General features: G+C 69.4%; 13 protein-coding genes. 4 read left to right on the top strand and 9 right to left on the bottom strand.

Annotated elements, in window-relative coordinates:
* Positions 1-215 (top strand): IS3 family transposase (locus FJ108_16590; GenBank protein ID MBM4337506.1); only part of this gene is annotated, 215 nt, incomplete at its 5' end.
* On the opposite strand, the gene FJ108_16595 is transcribed toward FJ108_16590, so the two are convergent.
* From FJ108_16595 to FJ108_16635, 9 genes are all read right to left on the bottom strand, one after another.
* The gene (locus FJ108_16595) at positions 208-633 is read right to left on the bottom strand and encodes a hypothetical protein (protein ID MBM4337507.1); all 426 of its coding nucleotides are present in this window, start codon (positions 631-633) and stop codon (positions 208-210) included. The two genes, FJ108_16590 and FJ108_16595, sit on opposite strands and share 8 nt — an antisense overlap.
* A 197-nt stretch (positions 634-830) precedes the next feature.
* Positions 831-1,295 (bottom strand): hypothetical protein, encoded by a 465-nt coding sequence (locus tag FJ108_16600; GenBank protein MBM4337508.1) that lies wholly within the window; start codon positions 1,293-1,295, stop codon positions 831-833.
* Between the two features lie 12 nt (positions 1,296-1,307).
* The gene (locus FJ108_16605; GenBank protein MBM4337509.1) at positions 1,308-1,646 is read right to left on the bottom strand and encodes an SUF system Fe-S cluster assembly protein; all 339 of its coding nucleotides are present in this window, start codon (positions 1,644-1,646) and stop codon (positions 1,308-1,310) included.
* Between the two features lie 2 nt (positions 1,647-1,648).
* Positions 1,649-2,101, bottom strand: a complete 453-nt coding sequence (locus tag FJ108_16610; protein MBM4337510.1) for an SUF system NifU family Fe-S cluster assembly protein — start codon at positions 2,099-2,101, stop codon at positions 1,649-1,651.
* Positions 2,101-3,324, bottom strand: a complete 1,224-nt coding sequence (locus FJ108_16615; GenBank protein ID MBM4337511.1) for a cysteine desulfurase — start codon at positions 3,322-3,324, stop codon at positions 2,101-2,103. Before FJ108_16615 ends, FJ108_16610 begins: the two co-directional genes overlap by 1 nt.
* On the bottom strand, positions 3,321-4,643 hold the full coding sequence (sufD, locus tag FJ108_16620; protein ID MBM4337512.1) for a Fe-S cluster assembly protein SufD: 1,323 nt from the start codon (positions 4,641-4,643) through the stop codon (positions 3,321-3,323). Before sufD ends, FJ108_16615 begins: the two co-directional genes overlap by 4 nt.
* Positions 4,640-5,404 carry a Fe-S cluster assembly ATPase SufC gene (gene sufC / locus FJ108_16625; protein MBM4337513.1) on the bottom strand — a complete coding sequence of 255 codons (765 nt, stop codon included), beginning with the start codon at positions 5,402-5,404 and terminating at the stop codon, positions 4,640-4,642. Before sufC ends, sufD begins: the two co-directional genes overlap by 4 nt.
* A 13-nt stretch (positions 5,405-5,417) precedes the next feature.
* Complete coding sequence (gene sufB / locus FJ108_16630; GenBank protein MBM4337514.1) at positions 5,418-6,866, bottom strand: Fe-S cluster assembly protein SufB; 1,449 nt, start codon at positions 6,864-6,866, stop codon at positions 5,418-5,420.
* On the bottom strand, positions 6,863-7,336 hold the full coding sequence (locus FJ108_16635) for an Rrf2 family transcriptional regulator (protein MBM4337515.1): 474 nt from the start codon (positions 7,334-7,336) through the stop codon (positions 6,863-6,865). The genes sufB and FJ108_16635 overlap by 4 nt, the downstream gene beginning before the upstream one ends.
* Before the next feature lie 111 nt (positions 7,337-7,447).
* On the opposite strand from FJ108_16635, the gene FJ108_16640 reads away from it, so the two are divergent.
* From FJ108_16640 to FJ108_16650, 3 genes are read left to right on the top strand one after another with little or no spacing between them, the layout of a single operon-like run.
* Entirely contained in the window at positions 7,448-7,987 is a 540-nt protein-coding gene (locus tag FJ108_16640) for a gamma carbonic anhydrase family protein (GenBank protein MBM4337516.1), read from the top strand.
* Entirely contained in the window at positions 7,984-8,625 is a 642-nt protein-coding gene (locus FJ108_16645) for a hypothetical protein (protein MBM4337517.1), read from the top strand. Before FJ108_16640 ends, FJ108_16645 begins: the two co-directional genes overlap by 4 nt.
* A 4-nt stretch (positions 8,626-8,629) precedes the next feature.
* A complete protein-coding gene (locus tag FJ108_16650) occupies positions 8,630-9,655 on the top strand; it encodes a ChaN family lipoprotein (protein MBM4337518.1) in 1,026 nt (341 codons plus the stop codon).
* The last annotated feature ends 124 nt before the right edge of the window (positions 9,656-9,779 follow it).

Consider the following 9,779-nt stretch of genomic DNA (forward strand, 5'->3'; position numbering starts at 1 on the left):
AGACGATCAACGGTCTCTACAAGACCGAGGTCATTCGGCGCAACGGTCCGTGGAGGAACATCGAACAGGTCGAGTTCGCGACACTGGAGTGGGTCGACTGGTGGAATAACCGTCGGCTGCTCAGCTCGATCGGGGACATCCCGCCCGTCGAGCTCGAGGCGAAGTACTATGCGGGACGAGAAGAAGCTCCGGTCATGGAGGCCGGACTCAACTAATCGAGTCTCCGGGGAACCCGGGGTGGTTCACGTTCGCATCGACGTACATGCGTGCGTTGGAGGGATCGAACTGATCCCCCGCGATTCCGGCGTCGACCGAGAGCGCGAAGGACTCGCTTCCGTTTCCCGTGTTCGTCACGAGGAACGTGAGCAGGCGATCGACGTCCGCCGGCGCGACGACGACGGCCGCGGCGTCCTGCCAGGTGACGACGACGTCGATCCGCTCGTCGACCGTGAAGACCGCGGTTGCGCTCTGCGTGTACGAATCCGCGCCGACGTCGTAGCTCACGGTCGCGGTGTTGGAGATCGGGGTGCCGGCCGGCGTACCGGCCGCACGCGCATTCGCCGCTGCCAGCAGCCACACGGCGGCCAGCACGCAGCGCGCGATCCAGCTCCGCGCGGTGACGCGGATCCCCAATTCGGCTCTCCCCCGGGGGGTAAACCCCCGACATCACTGCTTCGGTTGCGGGAACCGCGGGGTTGACGGAAAGCCTGTATGTGGGGAATGACGCTGGCGGAAATGCGCGCTCGTGTGCAACTCCGAAGTTGCCGCTTGCTGAGGCGGGCGGAGCGGGGCGGAGACGGCTACGGGCGTGGCGGATCTGGCGCGAGCGACTAGAAGTCGTCCTCTTCGGACCCGGGCAGACAGCGACGCGCACGCAGCATGCAGCTCGAGTCCGCGTTCATTCCGTCGCGCGTGCGGCCGTTCGCATCGACGCGAGTCACGCGGCCGTTCGTGAGCTCGAAGTCGAGCTGGCAGTACGACGGGTCGGGCTCATCGGACGGAAGCCCCAGCCGGTCGCGCGGAAGCGCGTTGCCAATGACGATGCCGTCGCCGCGATCGGCTCGGAAGTCGTCACCGAACGGGTCGTGTCCCTCGAAGCGGTAGGTCTGGCGCTCGAGATCGCCTACGATGTCGAAGTCGGACGGAACGCCCAGACACTCGCGCAGGTCCCGGCCGTCGAGCTGGAGCAATCCCGCGCGCGTCTCGTCGACGGCCGAGCTGTACGATCCGAGACACGCGGTGACACCGAGCGCCGCCGAGATCCGAATCAGTTGGGATCGGATCGTCGAGCGCACGCCCGAGACCGCTCAGAATCCCAGCTGGAGCTTCGCCGCCTCCGACATCATCGACGGGGTCCAGATCGGCTCCCAGGTCAGATCGACCGCGGCGTGCGCGACTCCGGGGATCTGCCGGACCTTCTGCTCGACTTCCGGCGGCAGGCTCTCGGCGACCGGGCACATCGGCGAGGTGAGCGTCATGACCACGCGCACGTGGTTCTCCTCGTCGACTTCGACGCCGTAGACCAGCCCGAGGTCGTAGATGTTGACCGGAATCTCGGGGTCGAAGACGCTGCGAAGCACCTCGATCACGCTCTCGCGCACGCTCTCGGGTCCGGGTTTCGGGGTCTCGATCGAATTCGCGCTCATGTCTACTCCGTCGTCACAGGGTCGGCTCGGCCGGCGAGCGCCGCCTCGAGCGTGTGCCAGGCCAGGCTCGCGCACTTGACCCGCATGGGGAACTCGCGCACGCCCGCGAGCACCGCGAGCTTGCCGAGCCTGGAAACGTCGATCGGCCGGTCGGCGGGGGTCGTCACCACCTCGTGGAAGCGCGCGAAGATCTCGTGCGCCTCGTCGGTGGTCTTGCCCTTCAGCGCCTCGGTCAGCAGCGACGCCGACGCGGTCGAGATCGCGCAGCCCTTGCCCGCGAAGCGCAGGTCGCGAACCAGGCCGTCGACGACCTCCAGGAAGAGCGCGAGCTGATCGCCGCAGAGCGGATTGCGGCCCTGCGCGCGATGCGTCGCGTGCTCCAGCGTCCCGAAGTTCCTCGGGTGCTTGGTGTGATCCAGGATCACCTCCTGGTACAGGTCGCGCAGGTCGGACATCAGGCGAAGATCTCCCGCACGCGCTCGACGCCGGCCACGAGCCGATCGACGTCGTCGCGGCCGTTGTGGACCGCGAACGAGGCGCGCGCGGTGGCGGGCACGTCGAAGTGGTCCATCACGGGCTGCGCGCAGTGATGCCCGGCGCGCACGGCGATGCCTTCTCCGTCGAGGATCGTGCCGACGTCGTGCGCGTGCACGTCTCCGACCACGAACGACACCAGGCCCGCGCGCTCGCGCGCGGTTCCGATCAGGCGAACGCCCGGAATCCCGGCCAGCCTGCGGCTCGCGTACTCGACCAGATCCGCCTCGTGCTGCTGCACGGCCGCGAGATCGGTCCGGTCCAGGAAGTCGATCGCCGCACCCAGGCCGACCGCGCCCGCGATGTTCGGCGTGCCCGCCTCGAAGCGCTCCGGCGGCGCGGCCCAGGTCGTCTTCTCGAACGTCACGTTGCGGATCATCGAGCCTCCGCCCTGCCACGGCTCCATCGACTCGAGCAGCTCGAGCCGGCCGAAGAGCGCGCCGATTCCCGTGGGCGCATACATCTTGTGTCCGGAGAACGCGTAGAAATCGCAGCCGATCGCGGTCACGTCGACGGGCATGTGCGGAACGGCCTGGGCCCCGTCGACGAGCACGGTCGCTCCGACCTGCTTCGCCAGACGAGTGAGTTCTGCCACCGGCAGGACCGTTCCCAGCGCGTTCGAGACGTGCGCGAGCGCGACCAGGCGCGTGCGCTTCGAGAGCCTTCGCTCGTACTCTTCGGGAATCACCGTTCCAGTCGCGTCGATCGGCGCGACCACGAGCCGGGCGCCGGTCTGCTGGCAGACGATCTGCCACGGCACCAGGTTCGAGTGGTGCTCGAGCTCGGTGATCAGTACCTCGTCGCCCGGGCCGAGTCGCGGTCGCGCCCACGCCTGCGCGACCAGGTTGATCGCCTCGGTGGTGCCGCGCGCGAAGACGATCTCGCGCGGCGAGGCTGCGCGCACGAACTTCTGCACCTTCGCGCGCGCGCGCTCGTAGGCGACGGTCGCCTCCTCGGAGAGCGTGTGAACGCCGCGGTGCACGTTCGAGTGATGGCGCTCGTAGTAGTCGACGATCGCCGCGATCACGCAGGCGGGCTTCTGGCTCGACGCGGCGCTGTCCAGGTAGACCAGCGGCTTGCCGTGCACCGTGCGCGCGAGGATCGGGAACTCCTTGCGCAGCGCATCGACGTCGAGTCCGGTCACGGAGTGCCCCGCTGCGGCAGCCAGGCGAGCAGCGCGCGCTCGATCGAGTCGCGAAGCGTCTCGGAGGGGAGCTTTGCCAGCACCTCGCTCGCGAAGGCGACCGTGAGCAGCGCGCGGGCGCTGGCCAGATCGAGGCCGCGCGCGCGCAGGTAGAAGAGCTGCGCGTCGTCGAGCTGGCCGATCGTCGCGCCGTGGCTGCAGTTCACGTCGTCGGCGTGGATCTCGAGCTGCGGCTTGCTGTTGATCTTCGCGGCGTCGGAGAGCAGCAGCGTGCGATTGGTCTGGTCGGCATCGATCCCCTGCGCGTCCGGGCGCACGTGCACCCGACCGTGGAAGACGCCGTGTGCGTGGCCGTCGAGCACGCCCTTCACGAGCTCGCGGCTGCTGGTGCGCGGCGCGGCATGGTCGATGGTCGTGTGGTGGTCCTGATGCTGCGCGCCGCGGCCCAGGAAGAGGCCGTTCATCTCGAGCTCCGCGCGCTCCCCTTCGAGCCGGGCTTCGAGCTCGACGCGCGCGAGCCCGGCGCCGAGCGCGATCGAGTGCAGGCCCAGGCGACTTCCGGCGTCCTGCCGGGAGAGGACCGCCGCGAGCAGGTGGCTCGCGTCCGGCAGCTCCTGCACGAGCACGTGCTGGAGCGATGCGGCTTCGCCCAGCCGGATCTCCGTCACCGCGTTGGTCAGGTCGGAGCTCGGATTCGCCCCCGCGTGTTGCTCGACGACGAGCCCCCGGCTTCCCGCTCCCGCCGAGATCAGCGACCGCACGTGGCTCGCGATCGGCCCGCCCGCGCCCGACTGCAGGAAGAGCGCGTGCACCGGACGGTCGAGAACCGCGCCATCGGAGAGCTCGACGAAGACGCCGTCGGCGAAGAGGGCGGAGTTCAGGGCGACGAGCGCTCGCTGCTTCGCGTCCGCGGCGCTCGCGAGCACGCGCTCGACTGCGCGGGGATCGGTCGCGAGGACCTCCGAGAGCGGCGCCACCCGACAGCCGGCGGGAAGCGCGCCAAGCGAAGAGAGCGCGGGCGAGATGCGGCCGTTCACGAACACCATCCGGTGTGCCGCGCCGAGCGCGAGAAACTCCGGTCCGGACGCCGGCGCCGCGTCGGCCCGGTCGGCGACGGTGCCGAGCTCGAGCTTCGCGAGCGCGGCGAGCGACGTGAAGCGCCAGTCCTCGAGCCGGGTCGTCGGAAGCCCCTGCGCGGCGAACGCGCCGAACGCCTCTTCGCGGAGTCGCCCGAGCCAGGCCGGCTCGCGCGCACCGAGCTCCGCGCGCGACGCCTCGAACCGGCCCGCGAAGGCGCGCTCTGCGGCCGTCGCGCTCATGCGCGCGGTGCTCCGGCGAGCTCGCGCTCGATCCAGCCGTAGCCCTGCTTCTCGAGCTCGAGCGCGAGCGACCGATCCCCGGACTTCACGATCCGCCCGCCCATCAGGACGTGCGTGCGGTCCGGAACCAGGTGGTCGAGCAGCCGCTGGTAGTGCGTGATCACGAGAAAGGCGCGCTCGCGCGAGCGCAGTCGGTTCACGCCGTCCGCGACGATCCGCAGCGCGTCGATGTCGAGCCCGGAGTCGGTCTCGTCGAGCACGCCCAGCGTCGGCTCGAGCAGCAGCATCTGCAGGATCTCGTTGCGCTTCTTCTCGCCGCCCGAGAAGCCCTCGTTCACGGAGCGCGAGAGGAATTTCTCGTCCATCTCCAGGGTCTTCATGGTCTGCTTCACGAGCGCGAGGAAGTCGATCGCGTCGAGCTCCGGCAGGCCGCGGTGCTTGCGGACCGAGTTCGTCGCGGCCTTCATGAAGTACGAGTTCGTGACGCCCGGAATCTCGACCGGGTACTGGAAGGCGAGGAAGACGCCCTCGCGAGCGCGCTCTTCCGGCGCGAGCGCGAGCAGATCCCGTCCTCGGTAGAGAACGCTTCCCGCGGTCACCTCGTAGCCCTCGCGGCCGGCGAGCACGTTCGCGAGCGTGCTCTTGCCGGAGCCGTTCGGACCCATCACCGCGTGCACCTCGCCGGCGCGAACGATCAGATCGAGACCCTTCAGGATCTCCTTCCCTTCCACGCGCGCGTGCAGATTCCGGATCTCGAGCATCAAGCCTCCGTGCCTATCCGACCGCGCCTTCGAGCGTGACCGAGAGGAGCTTCGAGGCCTCGACCGCGAACTCCATCGGCAGCTCGCGGAAGACCTCCTTGCAGAAACCGTTCACGATCATCGAGACGGCGTCCTCGCTTCCCAGGCCGCGCTGCAGGCAGTAGAAGAGCTGGTCTTCGCTGATCTTGCTGGTGGTGGCCTCGTGCTCGACCCGCGCGCTCGCGTTGCGAACGTCCAGATATGGGAAGGTGTGTGCGCCGCAGCGGTCCCCGATCAGGAGCGAGTCACACTGCGAGTGATTTCGCGCTCCTCTCGCCTTCTGGTGGACTTCGACCAGGCCTCTGTAGGTCTGCTGGCCCCGGCCGCAGGAGATACCCTTCGAGACGATCGTGCTGCTCGTGTTCTTGCCGATGTGGATCATCTTCGTGCCGGTGTCGGCCTGCTGGCGGTGGTTCGTCACCGCAACCGAGTAGAATTCCCCGACCGACTCGTCGCCCTGCAGGATGCAGCTCGGGTACTTCCAGGTGATCGCCGATCCCGTCTCGACCTGCGTCCAGCTGATCTTCGAGCGCCGCCCGCGGCACGCGCCGCGCTTGGTCACGAAGTTGTAGATGCCGCCGCGGCCCTCTTTGTCCCCGGGGTACCAGTTCTGCACCGTCGAGTACTTGACCGTGGCGCCCTCGAGCGCCACCAGCTCGACGACCGCGGCGTGAAGCTGGTTCTCGTCGCGCATCGGAGCGGTGCATCCCTCCAGGTACGACACGTACGCGCCCTCGTCCGCGATGATCAGCGTGCGCTCGAACTGGCCGGTCTTCGCCTCGTTGATCCGGAAGTAGGTCGAGAGCTCCATCGGGCAGCGAACGCCGGGCGGGATGTACACGAACGAGCCGTCCGTGAACACCGCCGAGTTCAGCGTCGCGAAGTAGTTGTCGGAGTAGGGGACGACCGAACCGAGATACTTCCGCACCAGCTCCGGGTGACTCTTCACCGCGTCAGAGAACGAGCAGAAGATGATTCCGAGCTCCGCGAGTTTCGAGCGGAAGGTGGTGGCGACCGAGACCGAGTCGAAGACGGCGTCGACCGCTACGCCGGCGAGCATCTTCTGCTCACTGAGCGGGATGCCGAGCTTCTCGAAGGTCGCGCGGATCTCCGGGTCGACCTCGTCCATGCTGTCGAGCTTCTTGCGCGGCTTCGGCGCCGAGTAGTAGCTGATCGCCTGGTAGTCGATCTTCGGGAACGAGACGTTCGCCCAGCGCGCGTCCTCTTCGCGCATCTCGCTCCAGCGGGCGAACGCGCGAAGCCGCCAGTCGAGCAGCCAGCCGGGCTCTCCCTTCTTCTCGGAGATGCGCCGGATCACCTCGGGGTCGAGCCCGGGGGCTACGGTCTCGGACTCGACGTCGGTGACGAAGCCGGCTTCGTACTCGCGCTCCGCCAGTGCTCCGAGCTCGGGATTGCGGCTCATGGCGTGGCCCCTGGCTTGGGCTCGCCCGGCGGGTCGGAGATCGCCAGCAGCTCGCGATCGAGCCCGGCCAGATCGGCGACGGTCCTGCCCTCCAGGATCTCGCGGATCGCGCTCTCGACCGAGCTCCACAGGCCGCGGAGCGAGCAGCCGGTCGAGTGCACGCAGTCGTGGAGCTGCCCGGGGTGGGCCTCGCAGAATTCCGCCGAGAAGAGCGATCCGCCGAGCGCCTGCACCACCTGCCAGGCCGTGATCGATTGCGCCGGACGGGACAGGTGGTAGCCGCCGCCGGCCCCGCGGGTGCTCGTGACGAAGCCGCTCTGGCGCAGCGCGCGCATCAGCTTGGCGGCGTACTCGGGCGAGATCCCCTCGCGCGCGGCGATCTCGGGGATCGTGAGCGGGTCGGAGCCGCGCTGCCGCGCCACCTGAACCAGGCAGCGCAGCCCGTACTCTTCCTGGGCGAGGAGCTGCATCGTTCCCGCAGCCTAATAAAGTGTACGATCAAGTCAAGATTGATCCCGACCCCGATCGAACCGCCGCGGCCGCCCTCTAAAGCCGCGCATGGGCGTTAGAATCCGCGCACCTTGGAAGCTCGGATCCTGTCCTATCGCGCCTCCCGCCCGCGCCTGGCGAGCGACGCGTTCGTCGCGCCCGGCGCGACCCTGATCGGCGACGTCGAGGTCGGCGCGCAGGCCAGCGTCTGGTTCGGCTGCGTGGTTCGCGGGGACGTGCAGCGCGTGCGGATCGGCGCGCGCACGAATCTGCAGGACGGCTCGATCGTGCACGTCTCGCGGGCCGGGTTTGCGACCCTGATCGGTGTAGAGGTCACGATCGGCCACGGCTGCATCGTGCACGCCTGCACGCTCGAGGACCGGGCGTTCGTGGGCATGGGATCGGTGATCCTGGACGGCGCGTTCGTCGCGAGCGAGGGAATGCTCGGAGCCGGGTCGCTGCTCGCGCCGGGCAAGCGGGTCGGCCCGCGCGAGCTCTGGCTCGGCCGCCCCGCGCGTCTGGCCCGCCGGGTCTCGGACCAGGAACGCGCGGAGCTCGACGAGCAGAACCGACACTACGTGGAGCTCGCGGCCGAGTATCGGGCCGCGCTGACTCGCCCCGCCGTCTCGTGATCCTCGTCCTGCTGACCGGCATCGCGGCAGGATTCGGGCACGTCCTGCTCGGGCCCGACCACGTCGCTGCGCTCGCGCCGTTCTCGGTGGAGGCGCACCGGCGAGCGTGGGTCGTCGGACTGCGCTGGGGATTAGGGCACGCGGTCGGCATCGTCGCGGTCGCGCTGCTCTTCATCACGGCCGCCGACTGGCTCGATCTCGAGCTGCTCGCGGGCGTGGGCGACTACCTGGTCGGCTTCGTGCTGGTGGCCGTCGGCGTCTGGGAACTCTGGCACCTGCAGCACTCGGTCGACCACTTCTCGCACGCCTACCAAGCCGACCACGCCCACGTCCACGCGACCGCGGCGCTCTCGATCGGAACGTTGCACGGGCTGGTCGGAACCGGGAGCACGCTCGCGGTGCTTCCCGCGGCCGGCATGCACTCGTTCGCCGAGTCGGTGCTCTACCTGACCGGCTTCGGCGCCGGGACGGTGGCGTCGATGATGGGTGTCTCGTGGCTGCTCGGCGTGCTCGCGCCACGCGAAGAGAGCAGCCGCGCCTACCGCACGGTCTTCCTCTCGGCATCGCTTGGCTCGCTGCTCCTGGGGCTGGTCTGGATCGGGCTCGCGCTGGCAGGCGTGGACCTCGAGTCGGGCTGAGGGCATGCCACTCGAGCGGGTCGCAATCGTCGTTGCGCTGCTCGCGGCGACCTCGCTGCTCGGCTGCGCGAGTCCTGGCTCGGCGCCCGCGCAGCCGGCCGAGCCGTGGCTCGAATGGCGCGCGCCGCTCGGCCGTGAGCATCCGCTCTCCGGACGCGTGTTCGATTCCGCCGAGCAGCGCTTCATCACGCCCGCGCTCGCGCTCGAACGCGCGGCGCGCGCCGACTTCGTCCTGCTCGGGGAGCGGCACGACCATCCGGATCATCACCGCCTGCAGGCGTGGCTGATCGAGGGGATCGCGCGAGCCGGTCGCAGGCCCGCGATCGCGTTCGAGATGATCGCGCGCGATCGGGCAGATGCGCTCGCGGCAGCGCGGTCGGATCATCCCGCGGACCCGGATGCGCTGGCGGACGCGCTCGACTGGGCGCGGAGCGGCTGGCCGGACTTTGAGCTCTACCGGCCGGTGTTCGCCGCGGCGCTCGCCGCGGACCTTCCGATCCTGCCCGCGGATCTGGCTCGCTCCGACCTGGCGCGGATTCGCAAGGGCGGACTCGCCGCGCTTCCCGCGGCGGAGCGCGAGCGCCTTGCGATCGATCCGCCTCTTCCCGACGCGCTGCGCCAGGAGCTCGCCGAGGAGGTGCGCACGTCGCACTGCGGGATGGCTCCGGACTCGATGGTCGACGCGATGATCGAGCTGCAGCGCGCTCGCGACGCCGCGCTCGCGGACGCGCTGCTCTCTGCGCCGGGCAGCGACGGCGCGGTGCTGATCGCGGGCGCCGGGCACGTCCGAAGCGATCGGGCCGTTCCGCTGTATCTCGGCCGGCGCGCGCCCGGGCGCAGCGTTCTCGCGCTCGGCTTCGCCGAGGTGCCCGCGGGCCCGATCTCGACGGAGGACCTCGGGCGAGAGGCGGCGCGCCACCGCCCCGGCTTGGATCTGATCTGGTTCACGCCGCGGGTCGACGACGAGGACCCCTGCGAACGCTTCCGCGATCAGCTCGAGAAGCTGCGCACGCAGCCCGAGCGCAACTAGAGGCAGTCTCAAAATTGTCTCAGCATGATGCAGATACAGGCGAGTTGGACGAATGCTCGGTAGTTCTGGGCTTTGTACTCCCAGCGGGTGACGACGCGGCGGAAGTTCTGCAGCCAGGCGTTGA

Source organism: Deltaproteobacteria bacterium (genome assembly GCA_016875225.1).
Lineage (GTDB): Bacteria > Myxococcota_A > UBA9160 > SZUA-336 > SZUA-336 > VGRW01.

Excerpts from the sequence above, each read along its gene's own strand:
- FJ108_16605 (MBM4337509.1), bottom strand. The coding sequence starts at position 1,646 with ATGAGCGCGAATTCGATCGAGACCCCGAAACCCGGACCCGAGAGCGTG.
- FJ108_16610 (MBM4337510.1), bottom strand. The coding sequence starts at position 2,101 with ATGTCCGACCTGCGCGACCTGTACCAGGAGGTGATCCTGGATCACACC.
- sufD (MBM4337512.1), bottom strand. The coding sequence starts at position 4,643 with ATGAGCGCGACGGCCGCAGAGCGCGCCTTCGCGGGCCGGTTCGAGGCG.
- sufC (MBM4337513.1), bottom strand. The coding sequence starts at position 5,404 with ATGCTCGAGATCCGGAATCTGCACGCGCGCGTGGAAGGGAAGGAGATC.
- sufB (MBM4337514.1), bottom strand. The coding sequence starts at position 6,866 with ATGAGCCGCAATCCCGAGCTCGGAGCACTGGCGGAGCGCGAGTACGAA.
- FJ108_16635 (MBM4337515.1), bottom strand. The coding sequence starts at position 7,336 with ATGCAGCTCCTCGCCCAGGAAGAGTACGGGCTGCGCTGCCTGGTTCAG.
- FJ108_16650 (MBM4337518.1), top strand. The coding sequence starts at position 8,630 with ATGCCACTCGAGCGGGTCGCAATCGTCGTTGCGCTGCTCGCGGCGACC.